This is a genomic window from Pseudomonas ekonensis, from assembly GCF_019145435.1.
GTDB classification, from domain to species: domain Bacteria; phylum Pseudomonadota; class Gammaproteobacteria; order Pseudomonadales; family Pseudomonadaceae; genus Aquipseudomonas; species Aquipseudomonas ekonensis.
Genome location: NZ_JAHSTS010000001.1, coordinates 1,006,560 through 1,029,724, shown reverse-complemented (window position 1 = coordinate 1,029,724; position 23,165 = coordinate 1,006,560). Strand labels below are relative to the sequence as shown.

The window sequence follows — 23,165 nt, the reverse complement described above, 5'->3', positions numbered from 1 at the left end:
CCCTGGATGAAAACGGTTTAAGGCAAAAGCCGATCCGGCAGCAGGCGCATCAGTTGGGTGTCGAACCAGGCCACGAAGGCCGGCGACGGCACGGCATCGACCGCCAGGTACCACCAGTCGGCGGCGGCGAAGGCACGGCACTTCACCGCGTCCTTCTCGGTCATCACCAACGGCAATGACGGCGTGAAATTCAAGGCCTGCACGCTGTACTCGGCGTGGTCGGCAAACGCATGCGGAACAGGTCGCCAGTCTAGCGCTTCGAGGGTATTGAAGAAACGTTGCGGATTGCCGATCCCGGCCACCGCGTGCAGGGCCTGGCCGGCAGGGAAATGATCCAGCGGCCGGCGTTCGCCGCTGCGCAGGTTGACCAGCGCCGTGGGTTGCAGGCGGAAAGCGAAACCGTCGTCGCGGTCGGCGGCAGCGCCGTTGTACAGCACGCCGTCGACGCTCTGCAGCCGCTCGACCGGTTCGCGCAGCGGTCCGGCGGGCAGGCAGCGCCGGTTGCCCAGGCCGCGGGCGGCGTCGATCAGCACCAGTTCCAGGTCCCGGGCCAGACGGTAATGCTGCATGCCGTCGTCGGACAGGATCAGGTCCAGCGGTTCGCTCTCGAGCAAGGCTTTGACGGCGGCGCTGCGGTCGGGGTCGATCATCAGCGGCACACCGGTGCGCCGCACGATCAGCAACGGCTCGTCGCCGGCCACGTCGGCCCCCTGATCGGCCTCGACCCGCCACGGCAACGCCGGCGGCCGGGCGCCGTAGCCGCGGCTGACCACGCCGACCCGCAGGCCGCTGCGCCGGCAGTGCTCGATCAGCCAGAGGATCATCGGCGTCTTGCCGGTGCCGCCGACCGTAATGTTGCCGACCACGACCACCGGCACCGGCGCCTGATAGATCGCGCCTTCGCCGTCCAGGAAACGCCGGCGCTTGCCGTCGACGACGCGGCGGTACAGCCACTCCAGCGGCCGCAGCAGGTTCAGGGCCGGATGCCCCTCGTACCAGGCGGCGAGCAATCGATCGGACATGGCCATCAGGATTTGGGCGCCGCCTCGACCGTGGTCATGCGCAGATGGCTGAAGCCAAGCTTGCCGGCCGCGTCCATGGCGGTGATCACCGATTGGTGCTGGGTCTTGCCGTCGGCGCTGATCGACAACGGCATGTTGGTGTCGCCATTGGATTCCTTCTGCATGGCTTCCATCAGGGTCGCCAGATCATTCTTCGGCAGGATCCGGTTGTTCACCGAGAACACGCCCTCGGCGTTGATGGCGACGTCCAACTGCTTGACCTGCTGGTCTTCGGCGGGCGAACCGCTGACCGCTTCCGGCAAGTCGACGCGCAGCTGGGTCTCACGGGTGAACGTGGTGGTCACGACGAAAAACAGCAGCAAGATGAACACCACGTCGATCAGCGACGCGAGGTTGATGTCGATGGTTTCCCGGGGCTTGCGACGGAACTTCACGCTTTGGCTCCGGCCAGGTCGACGTCACGGTCGCCCTGCACCACCTCGACCAGCTTGATCGCTTCCTGCTCCATGCCCACCACCAGCTCATCGATGCGCCGTTGCAGGAAACGGTGGAAGAACACCGACGGAATGCCGACCATCAGGCCCGCCGCCGTGGTGATCAGGGCCTTGGAGATGCCGCCGGCCAGCACGGACGCGTTGGTGGTCATGCCGGAGCCGGTGAACGCGCTGAAGATGTCGATCATGCCCAGCACCGTGCCCAAAAGGCCCAGCAGCGGCGCCATGGCGGCGATGGTGCCCAGGGCGTTGACGTAGCGCTCCAGCTCGTGGATGACTCGGGCGGCCGCCTCTTCGATGCACTCCTTCATGATCTCGCGACCGTGCTTGGAGTTGGCCAGGCCCGCCGCGAGGATCTCGCCCAGCGGCGAATTGGCGCGCAGTTCCTTGAGTTTTTCCTTGTTGAGCTGCTTGTCCTTGATCCACACCCAGACCTGACCGAGCAGGTGCTCCGGGGTCACGCGGCTGGCCCGCAGGGTCCACAGGCGCTCGGCGACGATCGCCATGGCGGCGATGGAACTCAGAATGATCGGCAACATCATCCAGCCGCCGGATTTGACCAATTCCCACACAGTGACAGCCCCCTCGAAAAAGTGCGCCACTTTACCATACCGGTTCACGATGACGACCCGTCGCTCCGACGACCGTGCCCTGTGACGGCTCAACGGCGCGTCTCGGCCGGCGGCGGTGGGTCGCGCCAGAACCGCCCCTGCTGACGCAGGACGCGGGGCGGCTGGAACCGGCCCAGCCGAAGGTGGAGGGCGCCGTGCCGGGCACTGTCGTAGATATGGATGCCCTGATGGCGGTAACGCGCGGTCACGGTCGGGTGCGGGTGGCCGAACGAATTGCCTTGCCCCCGGGAAATCAGCACGGACTCGGGGCGCAATCCCCTGAGCAACGCCATCGACGATGACGTGCGGCTGCCGTGATGCGGCGCCTGCAACCAGCGCACCGGCTGCGCCAACGGGCTGTCGAGCAAGGCGCGCTCGGCGGCGGCATCGATGTCGCCGGTCAACAGCAGGCGCTCGCCGGCGGCGTCGACCTGAAGGACACAGGAGCGCTGATTGCTGTCGTGGGCCGCGTCCCATTGCCACAGCCGGAAAACGACGCCGTCCCACTGCCATTGCCGGCCGCTGGCGCAGGCCTCGGCGTACAGCCCGCCCGCAAGCCCCGCCGGGTCGCCGCTCATCACCCGGCTGACGGGCAAGCCGCGCAACACCGCCAATCCGCCGCCGGCGTGGTCGGCGTCGGCATGGCTGAGCAACAACAGGTCCAGCCGCCGGACATCCAGTTTGCGCAGCGCCGGCAGCACCACCCGCTCACCGGCATCGAAATCGCCCATACGCGGGCCGGCGTCATACAGCAACGCGTGATGGCGGGTACGCACCAGCACCGCCAGGCCTTGCCCGACGTCGAACTGCCAGACGTCGGCGACGCCCTCGTCCAGCCCTTCCCGGGGCGGCACCGCCAGCAGCAACAGCAACGGCCAGCCCAGGGGACGCATCGGCACGCCCCTGGGCAACAGCAGCAGAACGGCCCCCAGCGCCCCAAGCGCCCAGACCCAGCCCGCGACCGTGGCGGCCGTCCATGCCGGCCATTGCCCGGCGATCAGGGCCAGACCACGGAACAGTCCCTCGATCAGCCCGCCGGCCAGCCACAGCAGGGCTTCCCCCACCGGCGCAACCGGCAGCAGCACCGTGCCGAGCAAGGCCGGCGGCAGCACCGCCAGACTGACCCAGGGCACCGCCAGCAGATTGACCAGCGGCCCGCTGAGGCTGACCGGCAAGCCCAGCGCCAACAGCACCGGGCACAGGCCGAGCGCGATCAGCCACTGCGCCCGCGTCCACGTCTGCCACCATCGCCATGGCCCCAAACGGCCGCCGAAGGTGAAGATCAGCACCGCCACCGCCGCGAACGACAGCCAGAACCCCGGGCGCAGGCTGGCCAGCGGATCCATCAGCAAAACGGCGTCGAACGCCAGCAGCAGCGGCCACCACAGGCCCAGATGGCGAAAGCGCAGACGCCACAGCAGCACCAGCGCGACCATCACACAGGCGCGCCGCACCGGCACGTCGAACCCGGCCAACAGGCCGTATCCCAGGGCCGTCGCGAACGCCAGTGCGCAGGCCCACGGCAACCACGGCCAACGCACCGGCCACAGGCCCCACCTCGCCAGGCCGGCGACCAGCCCATAGACGACCGCCGCCAACAGGCCGATGTGCTGGCCGGAAATCACCAGCAAATGCACGGTGCCGGTGTCCTGCAGGATCTGCCAGTCTTCACGCGCCAGCCCCGAGCCGTCGCCCAGCACCAGCGCCGCCAGCGCGGCGTTGCGGCCCTGCGCGTCCACGGCGAGCAGGCGCTGGCGGATGCCGTCACGCCAGGCCCACTGCGCCGCCGACAACCGTTGGCCGTCCTTGACCGTGCCGGTCGCGCCGATGCGCTGCGCCAGCGCCCAGGCTTCCGGATCGAAGGCGTCGGGATTGAGCAGGCCGCCCGGGCGCTTGAGCTTCACCGCCAGACGCCAGCGCTCGCCGCTGTTGACCGGCGGCCCGTCGTACCAGGCCAGGCGCATCTTCGCCGGCAGCCGTTCATGGCGCGAACGGGCGTCGGCCAGTTCGAACCGCACCACACCCCCGCCGTTCTGCGGCAGGCCGGTCACCCGCCCTTCGACCCAACGCGTCTCGCCCTCCAGCGCCGCCGGCAAGCGGTCGTCCAGCGCCCAATGGGCGCCGAGGCCCGTCCACATGAAACCGAACAGCAGAAAGGCCAAGGGATAACCGCGAAACGGCAGCAGCATCAGCACCGCCACCGGCATCGCCCACAAAAGCCCGACCGGCGGCAAGGCCGGCAAAAAAACCGGGGCCAGCAGACCGGCCGCCAGCGCCATCATCCCTGTGCGCATACGCCCGTCCTTGAGAGTCCCGCCTTCAGGCATAGCGGATCCGGGCCCCAAACGTCGTCAACAATTGTCACAAAGTCTGAATGGGCCGCTTCTAGAATCCAGACATACTTGCCGCCTTGACCGACCGAGAAGCCTTATGCCCCGGCGCTTATTCAAACGTTACATGCCCGACCCGACGAGCATCAGGGAACACAAGTCCTTACGCTTTCTCGGCACGCTGCTGCATGACCCCAACCTCTGGCACCTCAACCGCCACTCGGTGGCCCGCGCCATGGCGGTCGGCCTGTTCGCGGCGTTCCTGCCGATCCCGGCGCAGATGCTGGTGGCGGCCGTGCTGGCGATCATGGTGCGCGGCAACATGCCGATCGCCGTCAGCCTGGTCTGGCTGACCAACCCGATCACCATGCCGGCGGTGTTCTTCTGCACCTATCAGGCCGGTGCGTGGCTGATGGACGTTCCGGCCAGGACCCTGCCCGACGAACTGACCTGGGAATGGATCAGCGGCGAACTCTCCACCCTGTGGAAGCCGTTCCTGCTGGGCTCGGTGGTGACGGGGCTGGCGCTGGGCGCCCTCGCCTACTTCACGGTGATGATGTACTGGCGCTGGTGGGTGGCCCGGCAATGGGCGCGGCGCAAGAGAAACCGAATGCCATGAACGCAAACGGCCTCCATCTCCGGAGGCCGTTTTTTGGGTGCCTGGCCTGCAGCCATCGCCAGCGGGCCGGCGATGGTCGCAACCGGTACTCAGGTGCGCATCCCGCGCCCGCTCACCAGCAACCGTGCGCAGCCGATGTACAGCGCCAACGTCGCCACCAGCATGAACGTGATGGCGGTGCCGATGCTGATGTCCGACACGCCGAGGATACCGTAGCGGAACGCGTTGACCATGTGCAGCACCGGGTTGGCCAGCGACACGGTCTGCCAGAACGGCGGCAGCAGGCTGATCGAATAGAACACGCCGCCCAGGTAGGTCAGCGGGGTCAGCACGAAGGTCGGGATGATCGAGATGTCGTCGAAGTTGCGCGCAAACACCGCGTTGATGAAGCCCAGCAGCGAGAAGATCGTCGCGGTCAGCACCACCACCAGCACGGTGACGCCCAGGTGATGCACCTGCAGGCGGGTGAAGAACAGCGACAGCAGGGTCACGATGATGCCCACCATCAGGCCGCGCAGCACGCCGCCCAGGGTGTAGCCGACCAGGATCGTGTGCGGCGACACCGGCGAGACCATCAGCTCTTCGATGGAACGCTGGAACTTGCTGCCGAAGAAGCTCGACACCACGTTGCCGTAGGAGTTGGTGATCACCGACATCATGATCAGCCCCGGCACGATGTACTCCATATAGGTGAAGCCGCCCATGTCGCCGATCTGCCGGCCGATCAGGTTGCCGAAGATCACGAAGTACAGGACCATGGTGATCGCCGGCGGCAGCAGGGTCTGCGGCCAGATCCGGGTGAAGCGTTTGACTTCGCGGTAGACGATGGTGTTCAGGGCGACGAGGTTGGGGCGCAGTTCGGAACTCATACCGCCACCTTCGACAGGTTCTTCTCGACCAAAGACACGAACAGCTCCTCGAGGCGATTGGTTTTGTTGCGCAGGCTCAGCACTTCGATGTTCTGCAGGGCCAGTTGGCCGAACAGCGCGGTGATGCCCATGGTCTTGTCGACCTGGACCTCCAGGGTGTGGCCGTCCACCAGCCGGCACGGATAACCGGCCAGTTGCGGCGCGGCCTGCAGGCCGTTCTTGAGGTCGAGCAGGAAGGTCTCCACATGCAGCTGGCCGAGCAGCTGGCGCATGCTGGTGTTCTCGACGATGGTGCCGTGGTCGATGATCCCGATGTTGCGGCACAACTGCTCGGCCTCCTCCAGGTAATGCGTGGTGAGGATGATCGTGATGCCCTTCTGGTTGAGCTCCGTGAGGAAGCTCCACATCGAGCGGCGCAGTTCGATGTCGACGCCTGCGGTCGGCTCGTCGAGGATCAACAGGCGCGGCTCGTGGATCAGCGCGCGGGCGATCATCAGGCGGCGCTTCATGCCGCCGGACAGCGAACGCGACGGCACATCGCGCTTGTCCCACAGGCCGAGCTGGGTCAGGTACTGCTCGGCGCGCTCCTTGGCGACCCGCGCCGGGATGCCGTAGTAGCCGGCCTGGGTCACGACGATGTCGAAGGTCTTCTCGAACTGGTTGAAGTTGAACTCCTGGGGCACCACGCCGATCGAGCGCTTGAGCGCGGCGGGGTTCTTGTCCAGGTCGTTGCCGAAAATGTTGACCGTGCCGCTGGTCTTGTTCACCAGGGTCGACAGGATGCCGATGGTCGTGGACTTGCCGGCGCCGTTGGGGCCGAGCAAGGCGAAGAAGTCACCCTCGGCGACGTCCAGATCGATACCGTTCAAGGCCTGGAACCCGTTGCCGTAGGTTTTGGTTAGCTGCCGGATGGACAGAGCGGAACTCATATCGGATTTACGCACCAAGAAGGAAATATGGAATGGGGAAAAGCCGGCGGCGAGGGAAACAACCGCGACGCATGGGCGCCATGGTGCTTGCCGTCGCCGCACAAGTACAGTCAAGTGTGTCGATAGTAGGTATTAAGTCAACGCGGTCATGACCGCCTTGCGGTACGCCGCACGCTGCTTCAGTCGCTCGTACCAGGCCTGCAGGTGCGGCAGCGGCGCCCGTTCGATGGGCATTTCGAACCAGGCATAGATGAAACTGCCCAGCGGAATGTCGCCCATGCCGATTTCGTTTCCGGATAAGTACGGCTGCTGCTTCAGGGCTTCATCGGCCATCGCCAGCAACCCTTCGCATTCCTTGACGGCGGCGTGGATCGCCGGCCAGTCCTGCCGCTCCGCCGGCGTGCGCAGCACACCCCAGAACACGGTGCGAAACGGCCCGGCGAAACTGGAGGTCGTCCAGTCCATCCACTTGTCGGCGACGGCGCGGGCACGCGGATCGGCCGGATACCAGGCGGTGCCGGCCGCATGCGTGGCCAGCAGGTAACGGACGATGGCGTTGGACTCCCACAGCACCAGGCCGTCGTCCTCGATCACCGGCACCCGGCCGTTCGGGTTCATGGCCCGGTACTGCGGCGTATCGACCACGCCGAACGCGCCGCCGGCATCGATCGCCTCGTAGGCCAGCCCCAGCTCTTCGGCGGCCCACAGCGGTTTCCTGACATTCGACGAATTCTTGCGACCCCAGATCTTCAGCATGACCGCCTCCTTTCCATTGAACGGGCGGGCAGCATACGCCGGATCAGCCGCCCTTGGCATCACACGTCAGGTCGCCCTGCATGTCCCCCAGCAACGGCGGTTGGCCCTCACCGAACAGGTGCGGGTAGCACTGTCGGATGTGCCCGAAAAACAAATCGTCCGGCACATCGGCGAACTGGCCGTGATCCACCAGGTACTCCATCAGTAGCTCGCCGTCGCGGTTGTAGGGGTGGAACACGCTGTCATGGATCCCGTCGAATTCCAGCGGCGCGACGTTGAACAGCTCGCAGAGCCCTTGGTTGAACGCCGGCGTGGCCTTGACCCAGCGGCCGTCCAGGAACAGCTCGGTGTAGCCGTGCATGGCGAACACATCGCTTTTGAGCAGCTCCAGCAGGCGCGGGGTCGACAGATGATTGCGCACGTCCGCCAGGCCGATGCGCGCGGCGATCCCGCAATGCCGTGCGCAACCGGCCAGCAGCGTGGCCTTGGGCACGCAGTAGCTCTCGCCGGCGGCCAGGGCATAACTGCCGCGCAGGGTGTCCGGATCGCGGCTGAAGGTATAGGGGTTGTAGCGCACCGCCTCGCGCACGGCGTAATAAAGACTGACCGCCTGCGCGCGCGGATCGCGGTCCGGGCCGCGGTGCAGTTCTGCGAACTCCACCACCGCGGGGTGGTCGCTATCAATGAAGCGGCCGGGGCTCAAATACTCGCGCATGACGGTCATCTCCTGGGTGAATCCCGAGTCTAGCGAGCGCCCGGGCGCAGAGATAACGACGTTTCGGCCAAACATGCACGCAAAGCTGCGGGATTGACGAACGATTTCCCACAGCTGTTGCCCACCGAACTTACGAAAGCCATCCGGGGTTTCCCACGCGTTCAGTCAGACCGATCCGACCGTCCGTTTTCGCGGATGCCGTCTAAGCTCTGGGAGGTCGTTTTGCCCTGGTTCACGGAGGACTCAATATGCTGTTGTTGTGGATACTGGTTCTGATCGTCGGCGTGGCGTATCTCGCCCATCGCCGGACCGCACCGCTGCCGGCGCTGGGCATCGTCGCCGCCTACCTGCTGGCCATGGGCATTTTCGGGCGCGCTCCCGGCGGGCTCCTGCTGGCGCTGTGGATCCTGCTGGCGCTGGTCGCCGCCCCGCTGCTGCTGCCGGACCTGCGCCGCCGGCACTTCAGCGCACCGCTGTTCGACTGGTTCCAGAAGACCCTGCCGCCGATGTCGCAGACCGAACGCGACGCCATCGACGCCGGCACGGTCTGGTGGGACGGCGAACTGTTCAGCGGCCGCCCCGACTGGGACAAGCTGCTGTCCTATCCCAAGGCCGAGCTGAGCGAAGAGGAACAGGCGTTCATCGACGGCCCCACCGAAGCCCTCTGCGCCATGGTCAGCGACTGGCAGATCGGCCAGGCGATGGATCTGCCGCCCGAGGCCTGGGCGCACATCAAGGAACACGGCTTCTTTGCCCTGATCATTCCGAAGGAGTTCGGCGGCAAGGGCTTCTCGGCCTATGCCCACTCCCAGGTGGCGATGAAGCTGGCCACCCGCAGCGGCGACCTCGCCTCCACGGTGATGGTACCCAACTCCCTGGGGCCGGCCGAACTGCTGCTGCACTACGGCACCGACGAGCAGCGCAACCACTACCTGCCGCGCCTGGCCCGTGGCGACGACATTCCGTGCTTCGCCCTCACCGGGCCGCTCGCCGGCTCGGACGCCGGCGCCATGCCCGACACCGGCATCATTTGCAAAGGCCAGTGGGAAGGCGAGGAAACCCTCGGCCTGCGCCTGAACTGGGAAAAGCGCTACATCACCCTCGGCCCGGTGGCCACCCTGCTCGGCCTCGCCTTCAAGGCCTACGACCCCGACCATCTGCTGGGCGACCAGGAGGACCTGGGCATCAGCCTGGCGCTGATCCCCACCGACACCCCCGGCGTGAACATCGGCCGTCGCCATCTGCCGCTGGGCGCGGCGTTCATGAACGGCCCGAACTCGGGCACGGACGTGTTCATCCCCCTGGACTTCCTCATCGGCGGCCGGGACATGCTCGGCAAGGGCTGGATGATGCTGATGAACTGCCTGTCGGTGGGGCGTTCGATCTCGTTGCCGGCGGTCGGCACCGGCGCGGCCAAGTTCACCAGCCTGGTGACCGGGCAGTACGCGCAGATCCGCGAACAGTTCAACGTGCCGCTGTCGGCGTTCGAAGGCATCCAGGAAGCCATGGCGCGCATCGGCGGCAACGCCTGGATGATGGACGCCGCGCGGATGCTGACCGCCAACGCGGTGGACCTGGGCGAGAAGCCTTCGGTGCTGTCGGCGATCCTCAAGTACCACCTCACCGAACGCGGCCGCGAATGCATCAGCCACGCCATGGACGTGCACGGCGGCAAGGCGATCATCATGGGCCCGAACAACTACCTGGGGCGCAGCTGGAACGGCGCGCCGATCTTCATCACCGTCGAAGGCGCGAACATCCTGTCGCGCAACCTGATGATCTTCGGCCAGGGCGCGATCCGCTGCCATCCGTTCGTGCTCAAGGAAATGGCCTTGGCCGGCCGCGAAGACAAGGAACAGGCGCTGAAGGAATTCGATGGTTTGTTGCTCAGGCACATCGGCTTCGCCGTGGGCAACGCCGCCAGCACCCTGGTGCTGAACCTCGGGTTGGACCACTTCGAAAAGGCGCCGGGAAACCGGCTCAGCCAAGGTTACTTCCGCGCGCTCAACCGCCAGGCGGCGGCGTTCGCCCTGCTGGCCGACCTGAGCATGATGCTGCTGGGCGGCGAACTGAAGCGCCGCGAACGGCTGTCGGCGCGGCTGGGCGATGTGCTGAGCAACCTGTACCTGGCTTCGGCGGCGCTCAAGCGCTACCACGACCTGGACTCGCCGGAGCACATGGAGCCGCTGTTCACCTGGGCGATGGAGGAAAGCCTCGGCCAATCGGAGAAGGCGCTGGATGAGTTGCTGACCAACTTTCCGAACCGGGTGTTCGGCTGCCTGCTGCGGCTTGTCGTGTTTCCGTTCGGCCGACGCCACAAGGGCCCGTCGGACAGGCTCGGCGCCGAAGTGGCGGCCGTCATCGGCCGCGCCAAGGGGGATCCGACATTGGAGGAACTGCTGGGCGGCTGCTATCGCCCGCAGTCGGCCGAGGATCCGGTGGGCGCCCTGCAGCACGCCAGCGACCTGCTGTCGGCTGCGCAGCCGCTGAACAAAAAGCTGCACACGGCGCTCAAGAGCGGGCAGGTCAAACCGGCCGCAGGGGAACATGCCATCGAGGCGGCGCTGGAGGCCGGCGTGCTGCAGCCGATGGAGGCCCAGACCCTGCGCAACGCCGAGGCGGCGCGGCGCAAGGTGATCGACGTCGATGACTTCGACAAGGCGCAACTGGCGCCGACCGAAGGCAAGGTGCGCTGAGCCTTCGGGCCATGCGGCGCTTTGGCCGTGAAAAAGGGGCGCGGTGGCTTTATACTCCGCGCCCGTTTTGCTCTTGAGGACTTATCCCGTGTCCAACATCGTTGCCGATCATCTGGTTTTGCTCGACCATCTGCGCACCATCCTGGTCGCCGTGGGCGAGGCCGATCAAGTGCCTGAAGAGAGCCATGCCCTGTTCCTGGAGCGCTTCGACGAGCTCCGCGCACAACTGCCGGTCGATCCGATCGAGAGCCAGTACCTGGGCCAGGACATCCTGTGCCAGATCATCAGCCGCTACCCGCAGATCGCCCACCTGATCCCGCGGGATCTGCTGTGGTACTTCGGCGGCGACTGCCTGCACTACCTGGCCGACGAAGAGATCGACCTTTACCAGGCGCTGGAAGAGCGTCGCTACGAAGCCGAACAGAACGACGAACCGTTCGACTGGAACCAGGAAAAGCAGTTGCTGGCGATGCCGGACCAAGACATCAAGCACTGAGTCTCCCGGTGAAACGAAAAGGCCCGCATGGTTGTCCATGCGGGCCTTTTCATTGCGCCTCGCCTACAGCAGGCCGTCGCTTTCCGGGAGTTCGTACGCGGCCATCACCTTGTTCGCGCTGCCCGGCTTTCCGGGCTTGCTCAGGGTCGGTTCCTTTTCCAGGCACGCCACCAGATAGTCGATGAACACCCGCAGCTTGGGCGGCAGATACCGCGTCGGCGAATGCAGCAGCCACAGGCCGCCGTGGTAGGACGCCAGGAACGTCCAGTCCGGCAGCACCTGCACGACCAGGCCCTGCTCCAGGGCATAACGGGCGGTAAAGTACGGCAGGCTGCCGATACCGATGTGCTGCAGCACCGCCCCCAACCGCACGCCGGTGTGGTTGGCGGCATACCGGCCGCGTACGCCGACGGTCACTGACTTGCTGCCTTTCTTGAATTTCCAGCGCGCATCGCTCGGGGTTTCGCCCAGGTAGATGCAACTGTGGTTGAGCAAATCGTGAGGGTGGGTCGGCGTGCCGTGTTCGGCCAGATACTGCGGCGTGGCGCACAGCAGATGGTCGATGGTCAGCAACTGACGTCCGACCAGCCCGGCCGGAGGGCGGTCGGTGATGCGGATCGCCAGGTCGACATGGTCGTCGATCAGGTCTACCTGACGGTCCTCCAGCAGCAGTTCCACATCGACCTTCGGATAGCGACGCAAGAACTCCGGCATGTGCGGATGGATCACGAACCGCCCCACCGCTTTCGGCACGCTGACCCGCACCAGGCCTTCGGCCTCATGGGTGTACTGACCGCTGATCTCCATCACCGACCTGGCGGCGCTGACCATTTCCCGGCAACGCTTGAACACCTCTTCCCCGCCGTCGCTCAGGCGCAGCTTGCGCGTGGTGCGCTGCAGCAGGCGCGTAGCCAACGCCTTCTCCAGGCGCGAAATGCTGCGGCTGACCGCCGATGGCGAAGAGCCCAGTTGGCGGGCGGCCTCGGAGAAGCTGCCGGTCTCCACGACCTTGACGAAGATCGCCATCTCACCCAGCAGCGGCAGCGGTAGATTTATGCTCACAGCGCAACAGTCCTTTGATCTTTGAACGGATTATCACGTTATTGCACGATTCATATAATTAAAAAAGAAACTTTAATAAGGGCATGGAATATGACGCTCCGCCTCTTTTTCCATAGTGATGACCTCAAGGCCAATGTGGAAGTCCTCGACTGCACGCCCCACGAGAACGAATTCGCCGTGGTGCTGCGCGCGACCCTGTTCCACCCGCAAGGCGGCGGCCAGCCCTGCGACACCGGATGGATCGGCGAAAGCGAGGTGCTGCGCGTGGTGCAGGAACCGGAGCGAATCGTCCATTACGTCGACCGGCCGGTTGCGCCGGGCATGGTGCAGATCCGCGTCGACGAACAACGCCGCCGTTTCAACACCCGCATGCATTCGGCCGGCCACCTGATCGGCCACTTCGTGCAGGCCCTGGGCTGGACGCCGGTCAAGGCCCATCACTGGCCGGACGAGGGCCGGGTGCAGTTCAAGCCGGGGGACGCGGCGCAGGAAGTCGACGCGCAGACCGTCCAGTACGGCATCGGGCAATGGATCGAACACGACCTGCCCCGCTTGACCTCCCTGCGCGAAGGCGCGCGGGAAATCGGTTTCGGTGCGCTGCCGGCCTACGGCTGCGGCGGCACCCATGTACGTAGCCTGAAGGATTTGGGCACAGTCACGATCGCGTCCCTTTCGCAGAAAAAGGGCACGTTATCCGTCCACTACAGCGTGGATTGAGCATTTCGGACGTTGACTTGCGCAGCGTCCGACGCCGGGGAACCGCCTTCGCCGGTTCCGTTGACTATTCGATAGATGGACCTGACAACATGATGCTTGACGTCGAGCGTCTCGATGAGACGTGCATAAAAAAACTGGCCAACGAAGAAGTCCTCGCCATTCGCGTCAAAGGCTTCTTGCCCCAGTCGCTGGCGATCCAGATTGGCGACAAGATCCTGGCCCCCGGCTTCGAGGGCTACATCAACGCCCCCAGCATCGGCCGCATCGGCATGGCGTTCTATGAAGCGGAAAACCAGCCGCTGCTGATCGAGGACTACTTCGAGCGCGCCACCCGCAACATCGCCGAATTGCGTAACCGCTGCGCACCCTACTCTTCGCCGATCGACACCTTGCGCTGCATGCTCGACGAATCGTGGCCTGCCGGGGCCCATCTGGAAAACCTGTACGGCCGCAAGATGTACGTCGGCCTCTCCCGGGTGGTGAAGCCGGGCGTGTGCTTCCTGGCCCACCACGACATTTTCGCCAAGGACGCGCCGGACAGTTTCCAGGCCAAGAGCCTGGCGGCGCAGTTCGCCTGCAACGTGTACCTGAACATGCCGACCGAAGGCGGCGCGCTGCAGATGTGGAACGACGACATTTCCCCCGACCGCTTCGACGAAATGCGCGGCGACAGCTACGGCATCGACCCGCAACTGCTCGGCCCGCCGGCGCTGGAAGTGCGGCCGCAGCCCGGGGATTTCATCATGTTCAACTCACGACGCATGCATTCGGTGACGCCCGGCGTATCGGATCCGCGCCTGAGCCTGTCCTTCTTCGTCGGCTATCGCGGCAACGCTTCACCCCTGACTTTCTGGAGCTGAAATGCAATCGAACTATCTGGGCGAGTTTCTCGCGCTGGCCACTATCCACTTCCTGGCCGTGGTCGCTCCCGGGCCGGACTTCGCCGTCACCATCCGCCAGAGCGTACGGTTCGGCCGGCTGGTCGGCATCTGCACGGCGCTGGGCATCGGCGCGGGCATTTCCGTGCACGTGCTGTACACCCTGCTGGGCGTCGGCGCGTTGATGCACGCCACGCCCTGGCTGCTGACGGTGGCCAAGGTGGTGGGCGGCGCCTACATCTTTTACCTCGGCTTCTGCCTGATCCGCAGCCAGCCGAAATCGGCCCTGGAGGGAGACAAGGCGGCGGATGAAGCGCCTGCCGGACAGTCGTTGCTCAAGGCCTTCACCACCGGGTTCCTGACCAACGCCACCAACCCCAAGGCCACGCTGTTTTTCCTGGCGATCTTCACCACCGTCATCAGCGCCACCACGCCACTGGAAATCCAGGCGCTTTACGGCGTGTGGATGTGCAGCGTGAACGCCTTGTGGTTCGTGATCGTCGCCCTGTTCTTCTCCAGCAGCCGGGTGCGCCTGCTGTTCATGCGCCTGGGGCACTGGTTCGAGCGCAGCATGGGGGTGATCCTGATTCTGTTTGCCGGGCGGCTGGTGTTGTCGATGTAGCACAGCCGGATCAGTGAAAGGCTCGACCCGTCAGTCAGGGTCGGGCCTTTTTCGTTTCTGCGCCGAATTTGCGGTTCTGTGCGACAGATCCCGTTTTCGGGGCTCCCCTATCGCGGGATGGCGGTGTTAGTTTGGAAAAGTATCTGTCTGATCGATCAGACATTTCCCACTCACCGCCTGCAAAGGAATGCCCACAGCAATGAACATCCCCTTCAAGCGCCTGGCCGCTTCGACCCTGATCCTGGCCGGCCTGTCGGCGCTCGCCCTGCCTGCCGCCGCCAACGTCACGCCGCAGCAAAGCGCGGCCATCATCAAAACCTTCAGCGAAACGCCGGCCACCGATTTCCGGCAGTTCCTGGGCAGCCTGGCCAAGAGTAACCTGCGCAACACCGCAGACATCGGCCCGGCCATCAAGGCGTTCCTCGACAACAAGGATCTGACCGCCGAACAACGGAACGAGATCCATCGCCTGCTCGGCCTCTATACCCGGGTCAAGTACGGCAATGCGGCCAAGGAGACCCTGCGCGAGCTGGTGGAAATCCCGACCTTTCGCAAGGACGGCGTCGCCCAGCACGAGAACCCTGAATTCATCAAGATCGCCGACAAGATCAAAAGCCTCGCCCAGGCGTTCAACCTGAACTTTCGCAACATCGACAACCGCGTCTACGAAATCTCCCTGGAAGGCAGCGGCAAGGAAGTCGTGGGCATCCACGCCCACGCCGACGTGGTGCCGGTGACGCCGGAGAACTGGGTCCTGCAGGACGGCACCCGCCTCGACCCGTTCAAGGTCACCGTGATCGGCGACCGCATGTACGGGCGCGGCACCGAAGACGACAAGAACGGCATCGTGGTGACGCTGTATGCGATGAAGGTCATCAAGGAAGAGAAGCTGCCGCTGGCGCGCAACTTCAAGCTGCTGGTGGACACCACCGAAGAGACCACCGGCGATGCGATCCCTTATTACTTCGAACGCAACCCGACGCCGGATTACAACCTCGCACTGGACGGCGGCTACCCGGTGGTGATCGCCGAAAAGGGCTACGGCACCGTGATGGCCCATTTCCCCCTGCGCAAGGCCGAGGGCAAAGGCGCTGAAATCGTTTCGATGACCGGCGGCCTGGCGACCAACCAGATTCCGTCGGTCTCGGTCGTCACCCTGGTGACCGACAAACCCGCCGAACTGGCGGCCAGCCTGCAGAAGGCCGGCGCTGAATATGCCAAGCGCAACGGCGGGGACTTCCAGGTCAGCGCCAAGGTCGACGGCAAGGACGTCAAACTTGCGGTCACCGGTGTTTCCGCCCACTCCTCCGAGCCCGAATCCGGGGTGAACCCGGTGGCGCGGATGTTCGATTTCATCCACGGCCTCGACGGCAAGGTCGCGCTCAAGCACAACGCCTACACCGATGCGGCCCGTTACGCCGCCGACAACTGGGGCCTGGACTACAAGGGCAACAAGCTGGGGGTGGGCTTCTCGGATACGTTCATGGGGCCGCTGACCACGTCCCTGACCTATGTCGGGAAAGACGAGAAAGACTTCAAGCTGGCGGTGAACCTGCGCGTGCCGAAGGGCAAGACGCCGGAGGTGCTCAAGACGCAAATCGCCGACAAGCTGGCGGCCTGGAGCAAGAAGAACAAGGTCGCGGTCAACTTCGACTACTCGGTCGCCGAACCGATGTACCGCAATCCCGAAGGCGAGTGGGTCAAGGCCTTGCTGGCCGTGGCCAGCGAAAACCTGGGCATGAAGCATGAGTTCGGTACGTCGGCCGGCGCCACGTCGGTGCACGAATTGCCCAACGGCGTGCAGTTCGGCCTGGCCCGGCCTGAAGAGAAGTACACCGGCCACACCGACGGCGAGTTCAAGACCAACGAGCAGTTTTTGCTGGATCTGCAGATCGTGACGGAAATGATGGGGCGCATCGGGCAATTGCCGACGCTTTGAGCAAAGGCCAGGGCCTGCCCGAGCGGCGGGCCCACTCCTTCAGCACTGCATTGGCTGACGCACCACTATCGTGGACAGGCTCGCGCCCACAGGCCAGACAAATTCCGGACAAACAAAAACGCCGCTCATCTCTGAGCGGCGTTTTTGTGAAATTGGAGCGGGAAACGAGACTCGAACTCGCGACCCCGACCTTGGCAAGGTCGTGCTCTACCAACTGAGCTATTCCCGCAAATGGCGTCCCCTAGGGGACTCGAACCCCTGTTACCGCCGTGAAAGGGCGGTGTCCTAGGCCACTAGACGAAGGGGACACGCTACCCGGAACACATGGTGTGTGTTTCGGTGTCCAGATCCGCATCCGAAGACTTGGTTCTGGTTTCACTCGACCCTGCCCGAGAGCAGTGCCGTTTAAAATTGGAGCGGGAAACGAGACTCGAACTCGCGACCCCGACCTTGGCAAGGTCGTGCTCTACCAACTGAGCTATTCCCGCATTGGCGTCCCCTAGGGGACTCGAACCCCTGTTACCGCCGTGAAAGGGCGGTGTCCTAGGCCACTAGACGAAGGGGACACGCTACAACATTCACTCCCTGCTTCGTTTCGCTGTGTGCTTTACGCTGCAAGTGGCGCGCATTCTATGGATGGTTTGAGAGGTCGTCAACCCCCTGATATAAATTTATTTAAATCAATGACTTCGACCTGCTTTCAGAGGCGGTCCGGGCTTTTCTGCCGTCCGGCGTTTGACGCCTATATTCCGACACCCGCCAAGGCGCTATAGTCCACGGCATAGGTGATGGCAATCTGAACCCCAAGCGCCAGCATTCATATAAGCAGGCGCCTGGCCGATACAGGTTCAGCCACGCCGATCCAACTCGTCGAGCGGCCCTAGGCGCCCAAATGCCAAGCCACTAAACTCGATCGTGAACCCTATAAAGAGGTCTTACCGGTGACACCACTCATGATCACCCTGCTAGTCGTAGCCGGGATCGCCCTATTGATCGCCATTGGCTACATGAACCATGTGGTGGAAAACAACAAACTGGAGAAGGCCCGCACCAAGGTCGAGCTCAACGACCGCCTGCGCCGCTGCGGCGAACTGACCGAAACCTTCCCCGGCCAGTTCATGACCCCGGCGCTCAAGCTGCTGCTGACCCGTCTGGAGCTGAACGTCTGCCAGCGCCTGCTGAACCTCGAAAAGACCAGCGCCACCACCAAGGCACGCATCACCGAACTGAGCGCGCTGGTGGCCCAGGGCGAATCGATCCCGGTCAACAACCCGCCGTCGCCGATCCAGACCGAAGCCAAGGCCAAGGATGTGCGCTTCCTGCTCGAAGCCCTGCACGGTCAGATCACCCGCGCCGCCCAGGACGGCTTCCTGCCGCCGAACGAAGCCAAGCACTGGGTTCGCGAGGTGCGCCATATCCTGGTGCTGCTGCACATCGAGTTCTTCAACAACCTCGGCCAGCACTTCCTGCAGCAGAACCAGCCGGGCCAGGCCCGCCTGGCCTTCGAGCGCGGCGTCCAGTACCTGCGCAAGCAGCAGGATCCGCGGATCTACGCCGAACAGCTGGAGTACCTGGAAAAGCTCCTGGCCCGGGCCAACGCCCAGGTCATGGACAAGATCGCGCCGGTGGAAGGCGAAGAGAACCAGTTGACCGCCGGTCTGAAGGAAGTCGAAGCCGACGCGGACTGGAAGAAACGCGTGATCTACGACTGATCGGATCCGGAACGGGAAAAGCCACCGCAAGGTGGCTTTTTTGTGGCTGGCAGAAACCGGGGGCGCCGATCCGCGCCGACAGGTTCTCGGGGCTCAGAGCCTGAAGTGCCCCACCATCCCCTTCAGCTCATGCCCCAGCTGCGCCAGCTCCACGCTGGACGCCGCGTTGCCCTGCATCGCGATCGAAGACTGGTCTGCGCTCGCCCGGATGCTGGTCACGCTGCGGTTGATCTCCTCGGCCACGGAACTCTGTTGCTCGGCCGCCGCCGCGATCTGCTGGTTCATCTGCTGGATCAACGACACCGCCGCCGCGATGCTGCCCAACGCGCTTTCCGTCTGCAGGGCATCGCTGACCGCCAGTTTCACCAGTTCGCCGCTGCTCTGGATCTGCTGCACCGACGCATGCGCCGCCGCCCGGAGCGCGCTCACCAGCCGCTCGATCTCTTCCGTCGATTGCTGGGTGCGCCGCGCCAGCGCGCGCACCTCGTCGGCCACCACCGCGAAGCCCCTGCCCTGCTCGCCGGCCCGGGCCGCCTCGATGGCCGCGTTGAGCGCCAGCAGGTTGGTCTGCTCGGCGACGCTCTTGATCACACCGAGCACCGTGCCGATGTTCTGGATTTCCGCGCTGAGGCTTTCGATGCTGGAACTGGCGGTCGTCGCCGACTCCGCCAACTGTTCGATGCGCGCCATGCTCTGGCGCACCACCTGCTGGCCGCTCTCGACCTTGCCGTCGGCCGTCTGCGCCGCCAGCGCCGCCTCTTCGGCGTTGCGCGCCACGTCGTGGACGGTGGCGGTCATCTGGTTCATGGCCGTGGCGACCTGTTCGGTCTCTTCCTTCTGGCTGCTGACCTCAAGGTTGGTCTGTTCGGTGACCGCCGACAGCGATTGCGCCGAACCGGCCAATTGCTCGATGCCCGCCTGCAATCCGCTGACGATGGCACTGAGCCCGTCGCCCATTTGCTGCATGGCGGCCATCAGCTGGCCGATCTCATCGCGGCGGGTCACTTCCACCTTCGAACTCAGGTCGCCGGCGGCAATCTGCTGCGCGACACGGATCACGCTGCGCAGCGGCGCGACGATCAGGCGGGTGATCACCCAGGCCGCGATCAGCCCCACCAGCAACGCCAGCGCCGAAGACCCGATGATCAGCACCGAGTTCTTCTTCAGTTCCGCCTGCATTGCGCCGTCTTCGGCGGCATAGGCCTGGTCGACCCGGGCCACCACCTCGGCGGCGCGCTGATGCAGTTGCTCATACACGGTCTTTTCCTGGGCCAGCAGGCCGGTGTACTCGGCCAGCTTGTCGTTGAAACCGGCGATGTGCCCGGACACCTCGTTGAGCACCGTCAGGTAGCCCTCGTCCTTGACCGTCGTCTTCAATTGTTCGGCCTGGGACAAGGCCTGGGCCGCCTGCTCGATGTTGCCCTTGCCGGCGCTGTCGGCATCGCCCTTGCGGCTCTGGTCCAGGCGCACCCGCGCCTCGTTCATCGCCTGCAGCATCAGCCGCGACACCTGGCTGACCTGGCTGGCCTGCTCGATGAACTGCGCACCGTCCTTGCCCTCGGAGTCCTTCAGGGTGTAGGCGCCGTCATCGGCCAGCCCGGCCTGCAGCACGTCCAGGTTGTTGGCCACGCTGGACACCGACCAACTGGCCATTTCCAGCGCCAGGTCCTTGGCCTGGGTCAGGGACACGAACTCGTCGAAGGCCTTGCGGTAGGCGCCCAGCGACTGCTCGACATCGCCCATCACCGTGGCGTTGGCCGCCGATTGCGCCTTGAGCTGTGCGGCCAGGGCCAGCAGGCCGTCGACCCCCTCGTGCAAGGCATCGACGGTTTTCGGATTGGAGTGCAGCGCGTAGTCCTGCTCCAGCAGGCGCACCTTGAGCAGGCCGCTGTTGAGCGATGACATCTGCTTGAGGCCGTCGAAGCGCTGACTGATCGTTTGCAGGGACCAGACGCCGATGGCTGCCACCAGGGCGGTCAACAGCAGCACCAGAACAAACCCGACACCCAGTTTTTTCGCCATACCGAGGTTGGCAAAACGTCCTTGCACGGCCGAAATCATTGCGCGTAGTCCCCTGCCATTGTCTGTTGCCGAAGATTCGCAACGGCCATGAAACAGCACAAGTCTCTGGCGTCGGAATAATGGCAAAAAGCTAGACACCCGTCGTTTTCAGAACACTCGAGGTCGATCTGCCGCCACTCCCTGGAAAAACCGCCGGGCCCGGGGATCGCAGGCGTAGGCCACGTTGATGCGCTGCCAGTCGCTGCATTCGCCGCTGGGACTGAACGCATCGGCCGCTGCCAGCGTCACGCCGCAACCGCGCGCCCGCTCGCGCACCCGCGCCTGGTCGTCCCGGGTCGGGCGGGCCCAGATGAACAGCCCTCCCGCCGGCTTGCCGAACACCTCCCAATCGGCCTCCTCCAGCATCTCCAGCGCGGTCGTGCGGTCGGTGCTCAAACGCTGCCGCTGACGCTGCACCAGTTTGCGGTAGGCGCCGCTGGCCAGCAGGCTCGCCAGCACCGCTTCGCAGAAGCCCGACCCGCCCAGGCTGCTGACCGTCTTGACGCGGGCCAGCTGCGCGATGGTGTCGGCATCGGCGGCCACGAAGCCGACCCGCAGCGAACTGCTGAGCGTCTTGGAGAAACTGCCGACGTAGATCACGCCCTGCCCTTCGCCCTGAGCCGCCAGCCGTACGCCTCGGCCATGATGCAGATCCGCGTAGACGTCGTCCTCGATCAGGCGCACGCCGTGGGTCGTGCACAGCTGCAGCACCCGTCGGGCCACCGCCGGCGCCAGGCTGCTGCCCGTGGGGTTCTGGTGATGGCTGTTGATGAACAGCGCCTTGGGCCGCAGGCTTCGGATCAGCGTTTCGAGCGCCTCGGTGTCCGGACCGTCCGGCAGCCGCCGCACCTCAAGCATGCGCACGCCCTGCAACCGCAGGAGGTCGAACAGCGGTGCGTAGCCGGGGGACTCGACCAGCACGCAATCGCCCGCCTTGAACAGCGTCCGCACGATCAGGTCGAGGCCCTGGCTGGCCCCGGCCGTGGTCAGCACCTGCCCGTCGCCGACCTGGATGTCCAGGCCCTTGAGGCGTTTGACGATCTGCTCGCGCAAGGCCGGCAGGCCCAGCGGCGTACCGTAGTTGAACAGGCCGGCCATGTCCGTGCGGGCCACCTGACGGATCGCGTAGCTGAGGTCATCGGGCTCGCGCCAGCTCTCGGGCAGCACACCGCAGCCCAGCATCAACCCCTCGGCCTGGCCTGGCGCACCCACGGCATAGGCGGCGCCGGCGCACCGCACCGACACCCCCGGGGCCACCATGAAGCCCGAACCCGGCCGCGCCGCCAGAAGGCCTTGGGCCACCAGGCGCTCGCAAGCCTCGGCCACGCACGACTGGCTGAGCAGGTTGCAGCGCGCGATCTGCCGTACGGACGGCAATCGCGTGGCCGGGGCCACGTCGCCCTGCCGGATCCATTCGGTCAGTCCGTCAACGATCTGCTGGACGACGGGCACCAGTGCCTGCCGATCAATTCTCAATTCCATGAGCAAGCCAACTCCTGTCCGTTTCGCTGGCGGCAGTAAAGCACAGCGGTGCCGGAGGCGTTGTGCGACAACGCCGCCAAAAGGGGCTCCTCTAACTATTTGAAATAGAATGTTTAATCGGTCGAACGCTCCAGTTGAAAACAAAAAACCCGCACGACGGCGGGTTTCCCGAGGCGTTGTCCCGCCTGCATTCAGAACGCCGTGACGCCGCCGTCCACCGCCAGGGAATGACCGGTGGTGAACGCCGCGCCGTCGCTGCACAGGTACAGCACCGCGCTGGCGATCTCCTCGACCTTGCCGATGCGGCCGACCGGATGCATCGCGTTGGCGAACTCGCCTTTCTTGGGATCGGCCTCGTACGCCCGGCGGAACATGTCGGTGTCGATCACCGCCGGACACACAGCGTTGACCCGGATCTTTTTCTTCGCGTACTCGATGGCCGCCGATTTGGTCAGGCCGATCACCGCATGCTTGGAGGCGGCATAGATGCTCATCTTCGGCGCGGCGCCGAGCCCGGCCACCGACGCGGTGTTGACGATCGCCCCGCCGCCCTGGGCCAGCAGCAACGGCAACTGGTACTTCATGCACAGCCAGACGCCCTTGACGTTGACGCCCATGATCGCGTCGAACTCGTCCATCGAGCCTTCGGCCAGCTTGCCCTTCTCGATCTCGATGCCGGCGTTGTTGAAGGCATAGTCGAGGCGGCCGTAGGCGTTGATCACTTCGTCCATCAGATTCTTCACTTCGCTTTCGGCGGTCACGTCGCAGCGCACGAACGTCGCCTCGCCGCCGGCGGCACGGATCAGCGCCACCGTGCCTTCCCCTCCGGCCGCATCCAGGTCCGCCACCACCACTTTCAGGCCCTCGGCGGCGAACGCCTGGGCGGTGGCGCGGCCGATGCCGTTGGCCGCGCCCGTCACTACGGCAACCTGGCCGGAAAACGTCATGCTCATTGTTGTGTCCTCGAAGGGTTGTCAGCGCAGGGAAACATCGGCGTTGAGGATAGCCACAACGGCCGGCGGCGCGTCAGCACTATCAAGAGCCCCGTTGGCGATCCATGGATCCCAGTGATGGATACCCGTGCAGCACTATCACCGAACCGGATAAACCTGCATTCGCCCCGTCAGCCGACCTTGCGGCATCGGCGATGACGAT

General features: G+C 65.0%; 20 protein-coding genes, 4 tRNA genes and 1 pseudogene. 8 read left to right on the top strand and 17 right to left on the bottom strand.

Annotation, left to right across the window (positions count from 1 at the left end; genetic code table 11):
• Nucleotides 1-17: 17 nt before the first annotated feature.
• The 4 genes from lpxK to KVG96_RS04725 all read right to left on the bottom strand — a co-directional run bounded on the left by lpxK (nt 18) and on the right by KVG96_RS04725 (nt 4,421).
• A complete protein-coding gene (gene lpxK / locus KVG96_RS04740) occupies nt 18-1,028 on the bottom strand; it encodes a tetraacyldisaccharide 4'-kinase (RefSeq protein ID WP_217891014.1) in 1,011 nt (336 codons plus the stop codon).
• Nucleotides 1,028-1,456, bottom strand: a complete 429-nt coding sequence (locus tag KVG96_RS04735) for an ExbD/TolR family protein (protein WP_217891013.1) — start codon at nt 1,454-1,456, stop codon at nt 1,028-1,030. The genes lpxK and KVG96_RS04735 overlap by 1 nt, the downstream gene beginning before the upstream one ends.
• Complete coding sequence (locus KVG96_RS04730; RefSeq protein WP_217891012.1) at nt 1,453-2,088, bottom strand: MotA/TolQ/ExbB proton channel family protein; 636 nt, start codon at nt 2,086-2,088, stop codon at nt 1,453-1,455. The genes KVG96_RS04735 and KVG96_RS04730 overlap by 4 nt, the downstream gene beginning before the upstream one ends.
• 89 nt (nt 2,089-2,177) lie before the next feature.
• Nucleotides 2,178-4,421 (bottom strand): DNA internalization-related competence protein ComEC/Rec2, encoded by a 2,244-nt coding sequence (locus KVG96_RS04725; protein ID WP_217891011.1) that lies wholly within the window; start codon nt 4,419-4,421, stop codon nt 2,178-2,180.
• A gap of 136 nt (nt 4,422-4,557) precedes the next feature.
• Here KVG96_RS04725 and KVG96_RS04720 point away from each other — a divergent pair, with 136 nt between their 5' ends.
• Nucleotides 4,558-5,076 (top strand): DUF2062 domain-containing protein, encoded by a 519-nt coding sequence (locus KVG96_RS04720; protein ID WP_217891010.1) that lies wholly within the window; start codon nt 4,558-4,560, stop codon nt 5,074-5,076.
• An 89-nt stretch (nt 5,077-5,165) separates the two neighbouring features.
• On the opposite strand, the gene KVG96_RS04715 is transcribed toward KVG96_RS04720, so the two are convergent.
• The 4 genes from KVG96_RS04715 to KVG96_RS04700 form a co-directional block, all read right to left on the bottom strand.
• On the bottom strand, nt 5,166-5,945 hold the full coding sequence (locus KVG96_RS04715; protein ID WP_217891009.1) for an ABC transporter permease: 780 nt from the start codon (nt 5,943-5,945) through the stop codon (nt 5,166-5,168).
• Complete coding sequence (locus tag KVG96_RS04710) at nt 5,942-6,874, bottom strand: ABC transporter ATP-binding protein (protein ID WP_217891008.1); 933 nt, start codon at nt 6,872-6,874, stop codon at nt 5,942-5,944. The genes KVG96_RS04715 and KVG96_RS04710 overlap by 4 nt, the downstream gene beginning before the upstream one ends.
• 132 nt (nt 6,875-7,006) lie before the next feature.
• Nucleotides 7,007-7,630, bottom strand: coding sequence for a glutathione S-transferase family protein (locus KVG96_RS04705; RefSeq protein WP_217891007.1), 624 nt, complete (start codon nt 7,628-7,630; stop codon nt 7,007-7,009).
• Nucleotides 7,631-7,673: 43 nt separating this feature from the next.
• Nucleotides 7,674-8,345, bottom strand: a complete 672-nt coding sequence (locus KVG96_RS04700) for a transglutaminase-like domain-containing protein (RefSeq protein WP_217891006.1) — start codon at nt 8,343-8,345, stop codon at nt 7,674-7,676.
• A gap of 248 nt (nt 8,346-8,593) precedes the next feature.
• Here KVG96_RS04700 and KVG96_RS04695 point away from each other — a divergent pair, with 248 nt between their 5' ends.
• On the top strand, nt 8,594-11,041 hold the full coding sequence (locus tag KVG96_RS04695; RefSeq protein WP_217891005.1) for an acyl-CoA dehydrogenase: 2,448 nt from the start codon (nt 8,594-8,596) through the stop codon (nt 11,039-11,041).
• An 88-nt stretch (nt 11,042-11,129) separates the two neighbouring features.
• On the top strand, nt 11,130-11,537 hold the full coding sequence (locus tag KVG96_RS04690) for a PA2817 family protein (RefSeq protein WP_085578146.1): 408 nt from the start codon (nt 11,130-11,132) through the stop codon (nt 11,535-11,537).
• A 63-nt stretch (nt 11,538-11,600) separates the two neighbouring features.
• Here the strand turns inward: KVG96_RS04690 and KVG96_RS04685 are convergent, their stop codons facing one another.
• The gene (locus KVG96_RS04685) at nt 11,601-12,599 is read right to left on the bottom strand and encodes a LysR family transcriptional regulator (RefSeq protein ID WP_217891004.1); all 999 of its coding nucleotides are present in this window, start codon (nt 12,597-12,599) and stop codon (nt 11,601-11,603) included.
• A gap of 90 nt (nt 12,600-12,689) precedes the next feature.
• On the opposite strand from KVG96_RS04685, the gene KVG96_RS04680 reads away from it, so the two are divergent.
• The 4 genes from KVG96_RS04680 (at nt 12,690) to KVG96_RS04665 (ending at nt 16,755) form a co-directional block, all read left to right on the top strand.
• Complete coding sequence (locus KVG96_RS04680; RefSeq protein ID WP_217891003.1) at nt 12,690-13,316, top strand: alanyl-tRNA editing protein; 627 nt, start codon at nt 12,690-12,692, stop codon at nt 13,314-13,316.
• 89 nt (nt 13,317-13,405) lie between these two features.
• Entirely contained in the window at nt 13,406-14,176 is a 771-nt protein-coding gene (locus KVG96_RS04675) for a 2OG-Fe(II) oxygenase (protein ID WP_217891002.1), read from the top strand.
• A gap of 1 nt (nt 14,177) precedes the next feature.
• Nucleotides 14,178-14,816: a LysE family translocator gene (locus KVG96_RS04670; RefSeq protein ID WP_217891001.1), complete on the top strand. Its 639-nt coding sequence runs from the start codon at nt 14,178-14,180 to the stop codon at nt 14,814-14,816.
• 199 nt (nt 14,817-15,015) lie between these two features.
• A complete protein-coding gene (locus KVG96_RS04665; RefSeq protein WP_217891000.1) occupies nt 15,016-16,755 on the top strand; it encodes a dipeptidase in 1,740 nt (579 codons plus the stop codon).
• A gap of 153 nt (nt 16,756-16,908) precedes the next feature.
• On the opposite strand, the gene KVG96_RS04660 is transcribed toward KVG96_RS04665, so the two are convergent.
• The 4 genes from KVG96_RS04660 to KVG96_RS04645 all read right to left on the bottom strand — a co-directional run bounded on the left by KVG96_RS04660 (nt 16,909) and on the right by KVG96_RS04645 (nt 17,321).
• Nucleotides 16,909-16,984, bottom strand: a tRNA-Gly gene (locus KVG96_RS04660).
• Between the two features lie 3 nt (nt 16,985-16,987).
• A tRNA-Glu gene (locus KVG96_RS04655) sits at nt 16,988-17,063 on the bottom strand.
• Between the two features lie 104 nt (nt 17,064-17,167).
• Nucleotides 17,168-17,243: transfer RNA gene (locus tag KVG96_RS04650), tRNA-Gly, on the bottom strand.
• A gap of 2 nt (nt 17,244-17,245) precedes the next feature.
• Nucleotides 17,246-17,321 (bottom strand) — tRNA-Glu (locus KVG96_RS04645).
• 387 nt (nt 17,322-17,708) lie between these two features.
• Here KVG96_RS04645 and KVG96_RS04640 point away from each other — a divergent pair.
• Nucleotides 17,709-18,467: a hypothetical protein gene (locus KVG96_RS04640; protein ID WP_225927212.1), complete on the top strand. Its 759-nt coding sequence runs from the start codon at nt 17,709-17,711 to the stop codon at nt 18,465-18,467.
• A gap of 93 nt (nt 18,468-18,560) precedes the next feature.
• Here KVG96_RS04640 and KVG96_RS27780 read toward each other — a convergent pair whose 3' ends face one another.
• The 4 genes and pseudogenes from KVG96_RS27780 to KVG96_RS04625 all read right to left on the bottom strand — a co-directional run bounded on the left by KVG96_RS27780 (nt 18,561) and on the right by KVG96_RS04625 (nt 22,963).
• Nucleotides 18,561-19,265 (bottom strand): methyl-accepting chemotaxis protein, encoded by a 705-nt coding sequence (locus KVG96_RS27780; protein ID WP_437180498.1) that lies wholly within the window; start codon nt 19,263-19,265, stop codon nt 18,561-18,563.
• A 201-nt stretch (nt 19,266-19,466) separates the two neighbouring features.
• Nucleotides 19,467-19,646: pseudogene (locus tag KVG96_RS27775) on the bottom strand (HAMP domain-containing protein); the annotation flags it as partial.
• 990 nt (nt 19,647-20,636) lie between these two features.
• On the bottom strand, nt 20,637-22,010 hold the full coding sequence (locus tag KVG96_RS04630; protein WP_217890997.1) for an aminotransferase-like domain-containing protein: 1,374 nt from the start codon (nt 22,008-22,010) through the stop codon (nt 20,637-20,639).
• A gap of 191 nt (nt 22,011-22,201) precedes the next feature.
• Nucleotides 22,202-22,963: an SDR family oxidoreductase gene (locus KVG96_RS04625; RefSeq protein WP_217890996.1), complete on the bottom strand. Its 762-nt coding sequence runs from the start codon at nt 22,961-22,963 to the stop codon at nt 22,202-22,204.
• Between the last annotated feature and the right edge of the window lie 202 nt (nt 22,964-23,165).